Source organism: Psychromonas arctica DSM 14288, from assembly GCF_000482725.1.
Taxonomy (GTDB): Bacteria; Pseudomonadota; Gammaproteobacteria; order Enterobacterales; family Psychromonadaceae; genus Psychromonas; species Psychromonas arctica.
Genome location: NZ_AXWP01000056.1, coordinates 1 through 17,047 on the forward strand (window position 1 = coordinate 1; position 17,047 = coordinate 17,047).

The 17,047-nt window shown below is 37.7% G+C and carries 14 protein-coding genes and 1 pseudogene; 7 read left to right on the forward strand and 8 right to left on the reverse strand.

Annotated elements, in window-relative coordinates:
- Window positions 1-206, reverse strand: a 206-nt coding sequence (locus H592_RS21850) for a DUF6444 domain-containing protein (RefSeq protein ID WP_037071393.1), incomplete at its 3' end; no start/stop codon positions are given.
- 465 nt (window positions 207-671) lie between these two features.
- On the opposite strand from H592_RS21850, the gene H592_RS0108660 reads away from it, so the two are divergent.
- On the forward strand, window positions 672-1,073 hold the full coding sequence (locus tag H592_RS0108660; RefSeq protein ID WP_028868429.1) for an ACT domain-containing protein: 402 nt from the start codon (window positions 672-674) through the stop codon (window positions 1,071-1,073).
- 554 nt (window positions 1,074-1,627) lie between these two features.
- Here H592_RS0108660 and H592_RS0108665 read toward each other — a convergent pair.
- Together H592_RS0108665 and H592_RS0108670 are read right to left on the reverse strand one after the other, a co-directional pair.
- A complete protein-coding gene (locus H592_RS0108665; protein ID WP_028868430.1) occupies window positions 1,628-2,512 on the reverse strand; it encodes an AraC family transcriptional regulator in 885 nt (294 codons plus the stop codon).
- Window positions 2,513-2,904: 392 nt separating this feature from the next.
- The gene (locus H592_RS0108670) at window positions 2,905-3,504 is read right to left on the reverse strand and encodes a short chain dehydrogenase (protein ID WP_028868431.1); all 600 of its coding nucleotides are present in this window, start codon (window positions 3,502-3,504) and stop codon (window positions 2,905-2,907) included.
- 161 nt (window positions 3,505-3,665) lie between these two features.
- Here H592_RS0108670 and H592_RS0108675 point away from each other — a divergent pair, with 161 nt between their 5' ends.
- Window positions 3,666-4,562, forward strand: a complete 897-nt coding sequence (locus tag H592_RS0108675) for a LysR family transcriptional regulator (protein WP_028868432.1) — start codon at window positions 3,666-3,668, stop codon at window positions 4,560-4,562.
- Between the two features lie 217 nt (window positions 4,563-4,779).
- On the opposite strand, the pseudogene H592_RS21855 reads toward H592_RS0108675, so the two are convergent.
- Window positions 4,780-5,969: pseudogene (locus tag H592_RS21855) on the reverse strand (MFS transporter).
- A gap of 142 nt (window positions 5,970-6,111) precedes the next feature.
- Between H592_RS21855 and H592_RS0108685 the strand changes: the two are divergent.
- A complete protein-coding gene (locus H592_RS0108685; RefSeq protein ID WP_028868433.1) occupies window positions 6,112-6,993 on the forward strand; it encodes a LysR family transcriptional regulator in 882 nt (293 codons plus the stop codon).
- A 161-nt stretch (window positions 6,994-7,154) separates the two neighbouring features.
- On the opposite strand, the gene H592_RS0108690 is transcribed toward H592_RS0108685, so the two are convergent.
- Entirely contained in the window at window positions 7,155-8,033 is an 879-nt protein-coding gene (locus H592_RS0108690; RefSeq protein WP_028868434.1) for a LysR family transcriptional regulator, read from the reverse strand.
- A gap of 138 nt (window positions 8,034-8,171) precedes the next feature.
- Between H592_RS0108690 and H592_RS0108695 the strand changes: the two genes are divergently transcribed.
- Window positions 8,172-8,585 (forward strand): PACE efflux transporter, encoded by a 414-nt coding sequence (locus H592_RS0108695; RefSeq protein WP_028868435.1) that lies wholly within the window; start codon window positions 8,172-8,174, stop codon window positions 8,583-8,585.
- Between the two features lie 297 nt (window positions 8,586-8,882).
- On the opposite strand, the gene H592_RS0108700 is transcribed toward H592_RS0108695, so the two are convergent.
- A complete protein-coding gene (locus H592_RS0108700) occupies window positions 8,883-9,407 on the reverse strand; it encodes a paraquat-inducible protein A (RefSeq protein ID WP_084296243.1) in 525 nt (174 codons plus the stop codon).
- A gap of 906 nt (window positions 9,408-10,313) precedes the next feature.
- Here H592_RS0108700 and dgcN point away from each other — a divergent pair.
- The 3 genes from dgcN (at window position 10,314) to H592_RS0108720 (ending at window position 13,248) form a co-directional block, all read left to right on the forward strand.
- Window positions 10,314-11,318, forward strand: a complete 1,005-nt coding sequence (gene dgcN / locus H592_RS0108710) for an N-acetyltransferase DgcN (RefSeq protein ID WP_028868437.1) — start codon at window positions 10,314-10,316, stop codon at window positions 11,316-11,318.
- 10 nt (window positions 11,319-11,328) lie between these two features.
- Window positions 11,329-12,306, forward strand: a complete 978-nt coding sequence (gene dgcA / locus H592_RS0108715; protein WP_028868438.1) for an N-acetyl-D-Glu racemase DgcA — start codon at window positions 11,329-11,331, stop codon at window positions 12,304-12,306.
- 81 nt (window positions 12,307-12,387) lie between these two features.
- Complete coding sequence (locus H592_RS0108720) at window positions 12,388-13,248, forward strand: D-amino-acid transaminase (protein WP_211235643.1); 861 nt, start codon at window positions 12,388-12,390, stop codon at window positions 13,246-13,248.
- Between the two features lie 148 nt (window positions 13,249-13,396).
- Here the strand turns inward: H592_RS0108720 and H592_RS21860 are convergent, their stop codons facing one another.
- Complete coding sequence (locus tag H592_RS21860) at window positions 13,397-15,268, reverse strand: RCC1 domain-containing protein (protein WP_169727646.1); 1,872 nt, start codon at window positions 15,266-15,268, stop codon at window positions 13,397-13,399.
- A gap of 1,206 nt (window positions 15,269-16,474) precedes the next feature.
- Complete coding sequence (locus H592_RS23595) at window positions 16,475-16,660, reverse strand: hypothetical protein (RefSeq protein WP_084296244.1); 186 nt, start codon at window positions 16,658-16,660, stop codon at window positions 16,475-16,477.
- Window positions 16,661-17,047 lie beyond the last annotated feature (387 nt).

A 17,047-nucleotide genomic window follows, 5' to 3' on the forward strand; every position in this document is an offset into this window, starting at 1 on the left:
TTTGGGGACTTTTCTCTATTAGGGTCACTTGATGGTGGCTTACTACTATTACGACTGTTGAGGCCGAGACGCTGACAAAGCAAATTAACGATAAGCAGTAATAAATCTAACGTTGTGCGCATAGAAGGCGATAATGTTTTATCGGCTTCTATCTGTTGTTTTATCTTTTCGACATTACTCTCAATATCGAGACCACTTACTTTCATTTTGCCTCATCATAGGAATAGGAAGAAAGTAGTTAGAGTAACGACTAAAAAGGATCAATCAAGTTGATCCTTTTTGATCTTCTATAAACTATCAAAAATGTGAATTAGGTGCTGAGTAGTTACTTTATTATTAATTCTAAAATTATAAGGTAATTAGAAAACTAAGTCCCTAGTGGTCACAAAGTGACTTGGTCAAGGTGATGTGTGGGTTACATAAAGTTTCGGTCACTCATTAGGAGACCATAGTTTAAGTCTAAAGTTTCGGGCCCCCTCTACCTAAAAGCATGATTAATGCTTATTAATCTACTAATCTACTAATCTACTCAACATAAGCATCAAATACACAATTATCTCATTAGCTTTACTGATAATAGATTAATATTGTTAATTTTACTTATGCACAGTTAATGTTTATTGTAGTTTTTTTAAAAAACAACAAAATGCTACTATTTAAGGATAACAATCATGGCTGCTATTACAGACTTGGACATTCTATTAAAATCTATGTCACCAGAGCTTATTGAAGGAAACTACGTATTTTGCACAGTGAACGGAGCATTATTAGATTATTTACCCTTACAACCAATAGCAACTTTTCATGAAAAGGAAGGTTTAACTCTGGTTTTGGAAGAGCATAAAGCGACGGAAGCTAAGTTAGATTTTGATGCTGTATTCAGCCTGATCACCTTATCCGTACATTCCAGCCTTGAGGCCGTAGGGTTAACAGCAGCTTTTGCAAATAAACTTGCCTCATATGGTATCAGTGCTAACGTAATAGCAGGTTACTATCACGATCACATCTTTGTTCAAAAAAACAAAGCAGATGCAGCGTTCAAAGCACTTCAAGAGTTTTCAAAATCGTCATAGCCAAACTATTAATAATTGCTTCAACACACGAGAGTGAATTGAAATTGCACAAAATCAATAGAAATAAGGACGACCACAATACTTATCACTGTGCTCTTATTTAAAAGCAACACAGTGAACTCACTCCTAAGTAGAAGTGTATTCAGAGACTTTACACTTGTGGTTATTTTTGCACGAATAGAATTAAAGTCGAAATAAATCAATCAGTAACAACATTTACGGCTTGAAACGCCCTTTCGAGACCCACATGCCCCTCTTTATTATTGACTTTAGGAGCAATAGATTCATTAATAACACGCATAAACCGAGATATATCGACTACTCGTTAACGCCAATTAGCAATACATAATAGCAATCACGGTAGCCTATTCCGCTTTAGAAGTAGGTTCATTGTTTAACCAACCCGCAGCAAGTAATGGCGTTGAAGATGAAGTACGCTAACGCTGGCAAACACTTTCACCAAATGAATTAACTTCTACTTCATTAATATGCAATACGAGATAATAGTGTAAAGTTAACTTTTCAGATGCTCTAAAACAACAACTCGCCTATTCTTACAACACGGGTTTCAGATATTTTTTCTGAAATTGACTTGGTGTCAACCCGACCTGTTTCTTGAAGTACTTAACAAAGTTGCTGGCATCCTCAAAGCCAAAATCATAAGCAACTTGTTGAGATGTTATGCTACTGACAACTAAACAGCGTTTTATCTCAATAATGGTGTAGGAGTCGATAAGCTGTTTAGCAGTGAGATTGGTTGCCAGCTTACAGATTTGATTCAAGGTTTTATAGGTGGTATTAATCTGACTGGCGTACCAGTTGCCATCTCTTATCTTATTAAAATGAATAAACAGCAGATCCAAAAACCGAGCAAATTTAATACTTTGCCCCTGTGATAGCACATCGGGACGCAGTTCTGGCCTTAAGCGATGCAGCATCAGTGAAAGCGTAGAGAAGAGGTACATAAGAATCAAAGGGTCAGATTGAGCATGAAGATTTTCTTTAATCATCTCATTGATTAATGTCTGGCAGCGCTGATTATTTTCTTTATCCAGCTTGATTAATGGTGTGTGTTGGCTATTAAGGTGCGTCGGCGTGTAATTCGGCAAACGCATATTAGCATGCACCTGATCTAAGAATGACTGGGTAAAAAGTATAATCTTTCCCTTTACTTTGCAGACAAAATCAAAGGCATGCACTTGCTCCCGCTGAATAAAAATAAACGACCCAGGAGACAATGGATACTCTTTAAAATCGACCATATGCGTGCCGCTTCCTTCCTCGATATAAATAAGATTAAAAAAGCTTATACGATGGGGATGCTCAGGATGATGAGTGGCAAGTTCAAAGTTACGTTGATAAAGCGATTCAAGTTCAAATATTTCAAACTCAGCTTGCTGCGTTTTATTGTGATTAAATCCAACCTTTGGGATGTGCATTTATTTCTCCATCTATCAACTACTTGTGCATGCCATCAATACGCAATCATTAGACATCACAATGTAACCGCTATTCAATCACCATAGCATCGCTATATTCTAATAGGTTGTATTTCTTCTCTTTTTTTACGAAATAATTATCTTTTGGTGAAATGATTAATTAGCTAATAAGTTATCTAAAGGTTAGTAGGACGTAATCAGGTACACATTTTACAAACAGCGTATTACTGTAATGGCTCTACTGGACTGGTAGGCGATAGTTAATTACATAGCTATCGTTGAAATTAAACGTCTAGATAGGTTGTTAAGTAGACAGAGAGCTGTCGTTAAAATAGTTAAATACAGGATATATTATAAGCTCCAACTCTATTGGAGCTTACTTTTATCACTTGTTATAGATAATCTACAACATCGAATGCTTGCCCTGTCTCTTTGCTCTGTATTGCATGTCTATACGCTTTTGCTGTACCTGCGGCTGAAATTCCATCGCTACTGTCCATGCCCATTAACTCCATCGTCTCTTTAACAAAGCGAGGGCTAACCGTATTGACACGAAGACTCATACCTAATTCAAAAGCGGCCGCTTTTGCAAATGAATCTAGTGCTGCATTAACCATACTCACCGCAGCACCACCAGCCATTGGATTTTGTGCAAGGTAACCAGATGAAAATGTAAAGCTACCGCCTTCGCGAAGGTACTCTTTACCTATTTGGAATAAATTAATATTACCCATCACCTTATTATCTAAAGATTGTTTAATATCTTGATAAGCAAGTTCCTTTACCGGTGCAAATGCGATTAGGCCAGTGGTAGAAATAATGGCATCAACCGTACCTATTTCTTTAAAAAGCGCTTCAATAGTACTGCGATCTTCAATATTAACTTGGTAATCACCGCCTTTGAAACCAACACGGATCACGTCATGATCTTTTAATTCATTAACTATCGCTTTCCCAATTGTGCCCGTTGCGCCAACTAATACTACTTTCATATGTTTTACCTCTGATTGTTATCGTTATGATGTAATTTATATTTATTAAGTCGCTATGTTGAATTGGATGCTACGCCTAATCATTACATTAAAAAATATCACCAATATGAATTCACTTGTGATAAATTCTGATTAATAGTGCCGTATGGGAATTACAAAACGTGGATATCGTCAAATCGATTAAAATTTTTCAACAGGTAGTTGAAGATCAGAGCTTCACACGGGCAGCAAATCACTTAAACCTTGTGCCGTCGGCGGTCAGTCGCCAAGTTAGTGAATTGGAAAAATGGCTCGGGGTAAGATTGATTTATCGTACTACTCGCTCATTACACCTGACTGATAATGGTAGACAATATCTGGATAAAATGGCGGATATCTCTAGCCAAATAGAAGCGTTGCAAGCATTAAAAGAAGATCAATCGCAACTGACGGGAAAAGTAAAAATTACCGCGCCGATGATGATTGGTAACCTTATTGTTCCGAAACTGTTATTGAAATTTAAAGCCCAACATCCTGATGTGAATATTGCTTTAACCTTGATGAACCGAAAAGTAGATCTTATTGAGGAAGGTTTCGATATTGCAATAAGGGCTGGGCATTTATCTGACTCTAGTTTTTACGCGCGTAAAATCGGTGAGATTGCCTTTAAAACCGTGGCCAGTAGTGATTATTTAAAAAAGAGCCCATCACTGAACGACCCAAAAGAGATCTATCAACATAATTGTATTGTGAATACTGGACATGCAAATCCCAAACGTTGGTCGTACAAGATTGACCATCAAATTAAAAGCATAAAAGTAAAAGGTGATATAGAAACTAATGAATCGGCTTGTATTTTATCCTTTGCAAAAGCAGGCTTAGGATTAGCTATGCTTCCAGAACTTTATGTGCGAGAAGATTTAGCGAATGGTAATTTGCTAGAGGTGCTCAACGATTTTGCTGCTGCCCCCTTACCGTTAAATGTTATTTACCCTTCAAATAAACTGCAAAGTGCCACCATAAGCGCTTTAATAGATTTCTTAGTATCAAATTTCGAAAACACAGCTTCTAATAACTAAGCACTGTTTACCAAAACAGATAAAGAGACATTGATGTCTCATACGAACACTGATGACAACGTTATGCTATGCCGTGAGAGCTTTCTTATAACTAGCCGCTAGGGCTTTCTGATTTAGGCTTTCAAAAATATAACAGAGATGGAGAATCGCCTAAAAGCAAAAAGAAGTGGCACCTTATCGTTACCACTTCTTCTTATTCTTATTAAGCTAAAGGCGCTTAAGCAGTTTGTACTAACAAAGCTTTCTGCTCTGCTTTTTTGTCTAAACTGCCACTAAAGCGGGTTAATACTAACGCCAATAAAACCACAATCGCCCCCACCCAAGGTGTATTCATAAGGCCTGCACTTTCAACGATTAAACCACCACCCCAAGCACCTAGTGCAATACCGACATTAAATGCAGCAATGTTAAGACCAGATGCAACATCCACTGCATTAGGTGTGTGTTGTTCGGCTAGTTTGACAACGTAAACTTGTAAACCTGGGACATTACCAAACGCAAAAGCGCCCCACACTAAAATAGTGACCACAGCAGCAACTGGATTAACCGCCGTAACACTGAATACTAGCAACACCGTCGCAAGTCCTGTAAAAATAATGGAAAGCGCTTTAATTGGCCCCATTTTATCTGCCATTTTTCCGCCCCAGATATTACCAACTGCAACAGAAACACCATAAACCAGCATAATCAAACTGATCGCACTTGAGTCAAAGCCTGAGATTTGCTCCAGAATAGGCGCCAAATAAGTAAATGCGATGAATGAACCACCATAACCAATCGCTGTGATGGCATACACCAACAGTAAGCGAGGCTCTGAAAGGACTTTTAATTGTGTAGAAATCTTGCTTGCTGTTGCTTGCTTTAAGTTATTTGGCACTAACAATGCGCTACCAATGAGTGCAATTAAACCTAACAGTGCCACCACTAAAAACGTTGCTTGCCAGCCAAAGGTTTGGCCAATATATGTCCCCAGCGGTACTCCCGTTACCAATGCCACAGTTAAACCTGTAAACATAATGGCAATCGCACTCGCGGCTTTCTCTTTTGAAACTAACCCAGTCGCAATGGTGGTGCCAATAGAAAAGAAAACACCATGCGCTAAACCAGTTAATAGTCGAGCGCCAATTAATGTTTCATAACCTGGGGTTGCCATGCCAGTAAGTTACCTGCGACAAAAAGTGCCATCACAGCCAGTAATACGTGCATTCTATTCCACTTACCTGTTAATGCAGTTAATACCGGTGCTCCAACGGCAACCCCTAATGCATAAAGGCTGACTAACAGACCCGCAGATGGCAACGATACATTCAAATCTTGCGCCATTGTTGGTATTAACCCAACAATAACAAATTCGGTTGTTCCTATAGCAAAGGCGCTAAGCGTCAATGCAAATAATGCTAAAGGCATAATTTTTCCTCTTTCTCTGTTTACAATAAATTAAATGGGTGTTTTGTTTGGAAAGCATTATTGTTTAGTTTTATTTTGTAACAAATGGTATTATTAACAAATTACTTTTGTAAAAATTGCAAATATAAGAAGGGATAACAACATGCTGACTCGTTCAGATGACTTACAGATTTTATTGGCAGTGATCGACAGTGGCGGTTTTTCTGCTGCGGCAGAGGCTCTGGATATTCAAGTTGCTAAAGTCTCTCGTGCTGTCAGTAAAATAGAAAAACAGCTTGCTGTTACTATTTTAAATCGCACCACACGTCGTGTTGAGTTAACCGATGAAGGCAGACAGTTTGTTGACTCGGTTCGTATTGGGTTATTACAAATTCAGCATGCAGAAGAAGATCTCGTCGCTCGAGGAGAGTTGCCCGCTGGGAAATTACGTGTTGATGCAGCCAGCCCTTTTGTTTTGCATCAACTGGTACCTTTAATCCACTCTTTTAATAAAGCATTTCCTGATATTCAATTAGAGATCACCTCCAATGAGGGGGTTGTAGATCTGTTAGAAAAAAGAACTGACGTGGCCATCCGTATTGGTAAATTAAGTGACTCAACCTTGTATGCGAGGCCGCTAGGAAAAAGTTTATTATATATCGTGGCATCACCAGAATATTTGGCGAAAAGAGGTTTACCAAAACAACACAGTGAATTAACAGGTCATCAATTGATTGGTTTTACGGGCGCCAAAGTATTAAACCGTTGGCCGCTTGCTGGAAGCGATTATATTACCCCTTCATTGACAGCCAGTAACGGTGAAACAGTACGTCAACTCGCCCTTTCAGGGAATGGCATTGCTTGCTTATCCGGTTTTATGGTCAAAAACGATATCGCTGCGGGTAGATTAATACCGTTATTAGAGCATGGAAAGCTAATCAATACCGAGCGAGAACAGATTAATGCTGTGTTTTATAAATCATCTTCTGTAGCTAGACGTATATCGGCATTTATAGATTTTATACAGCCTAAATTGTCCTTATGATACCCAGTAGTCTTTGTGATATGCAGTTGTCTTTGTTATATATAATTATCTCCAATTACCTCTATGAATGACAATTTACAACTTGAATGCCATCAACATACCAAAGACACTTATCCAGTTGAAATTAAATGATCACAGTAATTTACTGATTTGGCATCACGTTAGTTATCTAGCAATTGTGTGACAGCCTCTGCCAACCATTGTAACGCAGGCCCTCTTTCCTTTTGTTTGGTCATTACCCGTTCAATCTGCACAGGCCAAGGTTTATGATCAAAACTTAGCTTCATTCTGACCATCTTCCCTTGAGATTCATATTGTTTCGCCATATAAGCGGGTATATAACTCCACCCTAGTCCTTCCATTACCATGGTATTAACTGCGTTAAATGTATTACCCCGCCAAATATGTGAAGAGATGATTGGGCATTGCGCTGCGGCCTGACCTTCGAGCCCACGGTTCAATAGTTGACGATGAGGGATCAAATCTGAAACCGTCACCACATCTAAACTTGCCAGTGAATGTGTAGGGCTCACAACACCATTAAACGGCAAACTACCGATATAACATAAATCCACTTGTTGCGGAAAATTACTACTAGAGAACATTAACCCCAAATCGGCTCGCCCAGTTTGTACTAGGTCTAAAACGTCAGAGGTGGATACTCCATACAGTTCTAATGCTGTCCCAGGGAAATTAGTTGAAAACTCACTAAGTAGGCTTGCTGTCATTGGCAATAATGAATCATCAACCGCCATTTTTATATTTGTTTCATGAGATAAATTTAACGCATTATTGACAGAATCGAGCTCATAAGTTTGCTGAAGAATTGCGATAGCAAAAGGTAATAGCCTTTCTCCTTGAGGGGTTAGTGAAGGTTTACGACTGGTGCGATCGAACAAGGTAGTATTGAGCTCGACTTCTAGATTTGCGATACCCTGACTGACAGCAGATTGCACTTTCCCCAACTGACGAGCACAGGCAGAGAATGAACCTGACTGTGCGGTTTCAACAAACATTCTTAACTGTTCTAAATTATACATATCACTTTTCCTGATAGTAACTAACTATATTCTTTCAAAATTAATGATTATTATAACAACCAATAAGTAGCTAACCACTACTTAGTTAAGACTTACAACAAATTAATGACAACCAAACTAAAACATAACGAGATTGATATGAAAACTAAAGAACGAATTTTACACAGTATATTATTTGAAGCGATAGCCTTATTTTTTGTAATAACTGCCGCCTTAGTATTTACCGATACAGGGATCGCATCAGTTACCGGATTGGCAATAGGTTTATCAGTGTTGGCAATGGTTTGGAATTATATTTATAACTTAGTATTCGACCAACTGTTCGGACAAAATCGTATAGAGCGTTCATTTCAAATGCGTATTAGTCATGGTATTGGTTTTGAATTTGGAATGATTATTGTGACACTGCCATTAATGATGTGGGTACTGCAATTAGATTTTTGGACTGTATTTATAATGGATATTGGCGTGGTAGTTTTCTTCTTAGTGTATGCCATTATTTATAACTGGTGTTATGATTTAGCCCGCGAACGGATTATTTGTGCAGAGTAACATTACCGATGCATTTATGGGGCCTGGTGCGGAAAAATTACTTAAAGTCTGCTGCTTACTGGGTATTTAGAAGTAGCGCAAAGAGCATGTGGAAAGATTGAACATTCAGCAGCATCTTTTCCTCTAAACTTGTAAGTAGAAACATAAATGCCCCTCTTCGGTTACTGTTATTAATTAACTACCTACAAGTTTATAAACTCAACAACCTCCTACAAAAGTAGGTGGTTGCTGAGTTAGACTTTCTTGAATCTTGCCTATCTTTATGATTATTTATTCCTTAATAATATAGTCATCACGCTATATTCCGTTTTCATCGTCTGTTTTTTTTAGTTTTAATTTAGACACGTTACTGGTGATAAACATTAACAACAGTACTGCAATACCAAATAAATAAAGGCCCGCATGCACTTGGATACTGGCAATAACACCTAACTTTACCGTGACAATCAACATAGCCACCACCATCACATCCAACATCGTCCACCTTCCATATTCGTGCATCAAGTAAAGTAATTTCTTGTATTGTTTGGTAGAGGTTATATTCGATTGTAATAATAGAAATAGAAATCCAATTTTACAGATAGGCAATACCACACTGAAGATACCGACAATCAAAAAAATTAAAATTTGTCCCTGACTAACCAGTTCGGCTAAACCAGAGATAATCGAAATGGAGTTATTTATAACCATAAACTTAGAAATGGTGATCATGGGCAGAAATAAACCGAGTAAAAAGAGAAGAGTCGCCAAGATTAAAAGCCAACGTAATGCTTTCACACTAAATAAAACGACATTTAATCGGTGAACATAATTTTGTGACATATTAGAGCTCCTATTTCTCTGTTACTCCCTACTTCCAATGGCTTGAAATAGTGTTGTTTGGATATGTTATAAATACGTGGGCTATGATGGTGAACACATTATGACATATGCACTATAAATTGGATTCAAGCTTTTGCTGTGACACCAAACAAAATAAAACCAGATATCATTTAAAAGCTAGTTTTAAAAGGTTCGAGCTAAAGGTTAAACATGAACCTGTTCAGACTGTTTTGATGTCAATTCCTTTTATAAAAGCACACCATTAAACCAGTTAAATAAAGCACTATTAAAAGCACTAAACCTATTTTTTCCTGCAGCATAACCTCCCCATATACCATAAATACTCGCTCCTAAACCAAATACTTTTATTTAAACAACTTAACTTCTCTTTATTACCGTACAGTAGCAGCAGATTCGGATAATAAAATGCAAGTTATTAAGTTTACAATGACACATTTACAAATTAATCAACCCTAAATCCAATGCACCAAAATAGCCCAAAAGATCAAAAATGGTGCGAAAAATAACTTTTTTAAAAAATATTCGCATAATCAAACAATAATATTAAACCTTAAGTTAACAAAATTTACTTTTTTCAACTACAAATCGAGAAATACGTTCCAGTATTAAACACTAAAAATATCGAAAAAAATAACATTAAAAACCACTATGGTGATTATATTTTTGATTAACAGTTTTTTCTTCTGTTGTATTTATTCTCTTGTTTTTCCTACTAAAAATTTCTCTTATTTTTACAGAGTAGAAGTTAATTAATATTTATTTATGGCACAAAAGGTGCTGTATTAAATTTAACTGACTAATGATAAGTTTAATATTAGGTCGTTTCAATGAGCAACTAAACATTAACCAATGAGGTTAGTTTTACTACCAATAGGAATCAAAAAAATGGAAATCAAAAAACCTTATTTACTATTTTTAGGTGATGCACAAGATCCTCTTGCAGCAAAAGTTGCTCAGGGAATTAGCCAATGGCATCCAGAATATTGTGCTGGTCAATTTCGCATGGAATCATGTGTTGCTGATTGTGGTTTGACGGATATGGATATTGCACAAGCGAAAGCAGCTGGCGTTAAAACATTAGTTATTGGCGTTGCTAACCGTGGCGGTATCATCTCTGAGCAATGGATTTCAATTTTGACGCAAGCACTTGAAGCAGGTTTTGACCTAGCAGCAGGCCTGCACAACAAGTTAAACGATATTCCAATACTTAAAGCATTAGCAGATAGCTTAGGCCGTGAATTGTTTGATGTTCGCTTCCCAACACAAACATTCCCCGTGGCAAGTGGTTTAAAACGAACAGGTAAGCGCGTACTTCAAGTCGGCACTGACTGCTCAGTAGGTAAAATGTATACCGCTTTAGCACTTGAAAAAGAGATGCTTGCACAAAATATGAATGCAAGTTTTAGAGCGACGGGTCAAACAGGTATTCTTATTAGTGGATCTGGCGTGAGTATTGACGCTGTGGTGGCTGACTTTATTGCTGGCGCGGTAGAAACTATTGCGCCAGATAATACTCCAGATCATTGGGATGTTATTGAAGGTCAAGGTTCATTATTTCATGCTTCATTCTCAGGTGTTACAGCAGGTTTAATTCACGGCTCACAAGCTGATGCATTGATTTTATGTCACGAACCTACACGAGAACATATGCGCGGTTTACCAACATATCCTTTACCTGACCTAAAAACCTGTATGGATCTCAACCTTACTTTTGCACGTATTACCAACCCCGATGCTCAATTTGTTGGTATCTCTGTAAACACTTCCAATTTGTCAGAAGCTGAAGCTGAAAAATACTTAACAGACATTGAAGCTAAATTTGCTTTACCTGCTGTTGACCCTTTCCGTGAAGGTGTTTCTCGTATTGTAGAAAAATTAAAAGCAATCTAGGGGGTTTAATATGAAGGTTAAACTTGTTAGCCAGAGCTTCCTTATTCGCGGTACTTTTACCATATCTCGAGGCAGTAGAACCCATGCCAATGTAGTTGTCGTCGAACTACAGCAAGGTGAATATGTCGGTCGTGGGGAATGTGTTCCCTATGCTCGCTATGGTGAGTCGATCGAATCGGTACTCGCTGAACTTGAAACCTTGGTCGCTAAGATTGAATCTGGTTTAACCCGTGAGCAAATACAATCTTTATTACCAGCAGGCGCTGCTCGTAATGCTTTAGATTGTGCTTATTGGGATTTAGCATGTAAACAACAAGGGCAACGTATTTGGCAGCACATACCTGTGACGCAACCTTTATCATTACTCACTGCTTTCACACTTTCACTTGATACACCAGAGTGCATGAAGAAAGCCGCAATCGAGAATGCCCATCGTCCACTATTAAAACTTAAATTGGCGGGCGAAGGAGATATTGCACGTGTGACCGCCGTTCGAGAAGGATCACCAAAGGCACGTATTATTGTTGATGCCAATGAAGGTTGGGACGAAGCATTGTATTTAGAAATTGTTCCAGAATTGGTCAAACTCGGTGTTGAAATGATTGAGCAACCTTTTCCTGCGGATAATGATGCTGCATTGGAATATCTGCCCAGACCCATTACATTATGCGCCGATGAATCTTGCCACGACAGAACAAGCTTGCCAAAAATCATCGGCCGTTATGACATGATTAACATAAAACTGGATAAAACCGGTGGCTTGACTGAAGCACTCGAACTTAAAAAAGCAGCGCAACAAGCAAACCTACAGGTAATGGTTGGCTGTATGCTTGCCACCTCTTTAGCGATGGCGCCTGCATTTATTGTTGCACAAGGTGTGGATGTTGTCGATTTGGATGGCCCACTGCTACTGGCTAAAGATAGAGAGTTTCCTTTTACTTTCACTGCGAGTTCAATGCACGTTTGTGATGTTGAACTGTGGGGATAATTTCCCACTTTATTTTATGACAATAGCAACTGTTTTACGACAAGAGCAATAATAAAACTGTTGCTACCTAACGAGGTATAAATGATGGAACGTATCGTCTACTTAGATGGTCAATTTATTAACGAAAGTGAAGCAAAAGTTTCTATTTTCGATCGTGGTTTTTTATTTGGCGATGCTGTTTATGAAGTGACAGCAGTCCTTGATGGCAAGTTAGTTGATAACGATGGGCATATGGTTCGTTTGCAACGTTCATGTAATGAATTACAGATTTCATTACCCGTTACCACTGAAGAAATCACCAAAATTCAAAAAAGCTTAATCGTAAAAAACAATCTCAATGAAGGTGGTATTTATTTACAAGTAAGCCGAGGCTCTGCTGGTGACCGTGATTTTGATTATCCAGCGGGTGTCAAACCAACATTAGTTTTATTCACACAAGCGCGCTCATTGCTAGATACGCCAAAAGCGGTTAAAGGCATGAAAGTGATTACCATCGAAGATATTCGCTGGAAACGTCGTGATATTAAAACCGTTTGTTTACTTGCACCTTGTATGGCAAAGAAAGCAGCAACCGATGCAAAAGTTGACGACGCATGGCTTGTTGAAGATGGTTACATAACCGAAGGTAGTTCGAATAATGCTTATATCGTTACGCAAGAAGGTGTTTTGGTCACTCGTCCATTAAGCAATGATATTTTGCATGGCATTACCCGTAAAGCTTTATTAACGCTTGCCAAAAAAGAGAAAATCACTATTGAGGAACGCCTTTTCAGCGTTACAGAAGCACATCAAGCAAGTGAAGCTTTTGTCAGTTCAGCAACGACTTTTGTTTGGCCTGTTGTTGAAATTGATGGCAGAACAATTGGAACAGGTACTCCTGGGATAGTTGCAAATAAGTTACGTAAAATCTACATTGAATTAGCAAAAGAAACTGCTGAATAAATTTTAATATTTATGGGCCCTTCCTTTAGATCGCCTCGATTTTGCACGCAGAAAGATATAGCGACTCAGTAAAAACTAACATGAGTTCCCACGGTGATTCAAATAAAGATCCGTGGGAACTCATTAAAATGTGACGACTCAATAAAAATCAATTTACACTTGGTGTCACTGTGACTTCAATAGGAGTGTAACAAACCGAAGCTGAGGCTTCTTCACCATATAACGTCGCATTGGTTGATGCACATACATCTTGTACTGCTGATAATCTGCCATCGCTAGTTGATCCCCAAGCATAGACAATATTCTGATCTGTAACCGCAAAGTGACTTGATGTATTAGCGCTTAAAGAAGTAATAAAGAGCTCATCTAAGGCAGCTACTTTAACTGGTTCAATAGCAAGTTGACGTTCAATACCACTAACATCAGTTTCGTAGCCATTCGCCATGTAACCCGCTCCCATATCTCCCCAAGAATAAACATCCCCTTTCAAACTTAAGCCCTGTGCATTACGACTACCACCTTGGAAACTAATCAGTCGATCATCCCCCATCGCTGCAGATCCTGTCGATAAGTTAGCTATTACTTCAGGTAGCAAGATATTTGCAATATCCGATACTTTATAGACAAAACCAGTACTAGTCGACGTACCTTGTGCTAATGCACCATAGCTATTATTGCCCCAACCATAAACGATACCTGCATTATCAACGGCTAGACCAAAATCAGCTCCCGCTTCAATAGCAATGATATCTTTTCCCTCAAGAATTTTTACAGGTGTAGAACGGTCAACACTAATAGAACCGTCTCCAAGTTCACCACCGCTAGTGTTATTACCCCAAGAATAGACATCACCTTGATCTGTCAATGCATAAACATGCATATCACGTATTGCAACATCGACCACAACCTCATCTGCCGGTATAAGCACTAAACCAAAGGTGCTTTGATCATCAGTGGAATCTTCAAGTCGCCCTAGTTGCAAATTGCCATTATCTCCCGCGGAATAAAGTTTCCCAGAACGTGTTACCACGAAACTACTATTACTTCCTGAAGTTGCATAAACCGCTAATTCTCCATTAGGTAATGTCACTTCAATAGTTGTAGTTACAGGGTTTTTATTACCTGTCCCTAGTTCACCACTAAAATTCGGACCGAAAACAAATAATCTGCCCTCGGTTGTTACTAAAGCACCATCAACCTGATCAGTTGAAACACTTTTAAAATTTAATGATTCATCACTCAATGTCATCCAACCTGAGGCGGCATTATATAACCCATATTGACGCTTAATATTTCCTTCGATATAACATTGATTCTCTGCTTCAGTTAAGGTGTCTTTCCCGTCCTCATTAAGTTCTGTACCGGGTTCTAAATCCATATCAGATTCACGACCTAACTTAAAACGTAGCTCGCTACCGCAATAATGACTTGGAGATTCAGCGTAAACAATGCCAGCATAGTTTTCACCGAAACTGAAAGGTTTACCTTGTGCTGATAAACCGAGTGTATGGTGGTTACCGGCAGACAAGATGATATTGCGATCAAAATTCATCCATTTTAAATATGCATAAACTTTTGCATCTCCTAGCGTATTGGTAATATCTGTATATTCACGGTCAGTAATATCTGTAAACTTTGTGTTTATTTCATTCAAATCAGAAGTATCTAAAGCTAACCCATTATATACGTCGTTATCTTGATCAAGAGCGATCATCGCCTTCAATAATTTAACACTTTGAGTTTCTTGGTATCTTTCCTCTCCGACCAGAGAAGCTAGTTTAATATTGGCATTTGTCTCAACATCTGTCAGGCTATATTGCCCCAAACTAAAAGTGATCGTTTCTCCATTTCGATATTCAAATGAACCAGTTTCATCGGTTATTCCTGTGATAGTTTGAGTTTCATATTTTAGACCTGAAACAGGCACTTCTAACTGACCAATCGAAATTGGTGCTAACACTTCGACTTTATCTATAGAGTTATCGTCGCAAGCCGTAGTTAATGAAACTACTGTGCTCAATATAAGAACGCTCTTTAATCTTTTTTCCATACTAATACTAACCTTCCTTTATTGTAAATGATAACTATTCGCATAGTATGTTATTGAATATCTCAAATCTAGTTTTTAGTTGTTTAATAACTTAACGAGTAATATTCACATTAAAGTAGTTGTATATATTCCTAAAAATCAGCAATTTGAAAAAATAGTCGATTAAGCGGTGTTACTCATCTAACAGACGACTTTGATATTTTTAATAGCAATGCGTAGATGACATTGTGATTAGCAAAGCTAATAAGGCCTAAAGTAACGACAAGATCTATACTTTGAATTCGCCAGATCATTAAATTATATTAGGTCACACAAACGCTTTGACTAATTTTTATTCAGTACATTTATCAACGATTGATAGCGTTTCAAGGAGTTGGAAAACAGAGTTTTGATAAACTGGAGCGGGTAATCATGTGCAATTAAGCCTTTTGATTTTATTTCATTCTAGGGCTGATGAGGTAAGATCGACGGATCACGGGTGATCATGTTTTGCCTAAGCACTATCAGTCGACTTTTCTTCTTTAATAATTACGCACAAAACCTAGCGGTGGTTGATTATGCAGCAAGAGTCTTAAAAAATTAATTTATATGATTTTTATGAAGTATTCAGTGAGGCACTAACAGTTTCAAAATAAAGCTTCGCTAGCATGTATTTGAGACTATCTGCGAACACTTTGGTTTGAAAGCCAATGAAGCCCTTTTTAGGATCTACAAGTTGCAAGTATTACTACTGCAAAATCCTTAGGTATGCACACTCTTTTAGTCAATAGAAGTGATATTGAAAAATACCATGCTTGTTATAAAACAGAAGGTCTAACAAGCTATGTCGCATCGTTGAGAAAATACCTAACCGCTAAACGGCATGTCGGGGATTGACAGTGTTGTTTAGGATGATATTGCACGTATCTGTTGTATCCCTTTCAGTGTTAATTAGGGATTAAATGCTCATTCAGTAGATTTATGAGATATAAATAGCCGTTTTATGTACTTCAGAACCAATTTTCACTACTAAAGATTATATTAATAGTTTTTATGATTGGGACAAAGTTCCTCCTACAATTTAATCAACATGAATAGGGTAAGAAAATAAATAGCCGCTTTGATATGATTATCTTTAATTTAAAAAGGGACATTTTCTCTCCTCCCTTTTGATTTACTGCTTAAGTAATCTATCAGTTAGCAATTACCTTTTTTAGCTTGGCCTGGCGGACAAAAAGAGCCTTTATTCTTCTGAGAAACCTTGCCGTTTGCGCTATCATCAACAATAACTTCTGGACCAGAGACTTTTATTGAAGGGCCTCTTAATGTACAACCTGTTATTAAAATTAATATTGAAAGTGAGATTAAAGTCTTTATTTTCATTGTTTTACCTATTTTGTTATATTTGTTATTAACGTTTTTTATACCGTTGGTTATGATTAAATTCTAGTCAAAGATGAAGTTCGTTTTTTGCCTTTCTTTTTTACCTTCCAAGGTAAGATCAAAAACAACATTAAGAGTATTTAGCTCCTGATAAATGACCATCATTGATTTATGCTCCCCGTTAGACAGTTAAAACTAAAATTTGTTCGTTTTTATTAATAATCTTTAAAATCAAGATGCATTTTTCAGTCGCTAACACAAAACGCATAGGCCATTCGTAATATTTTTTTCTTACTAGCAATTAACTGAATTATCGATCGGTAAAAGTGATAACAAGTATTTCTCTCTTAGATGATTTGGCTGACTAATCTTGATTCAATGCTACAA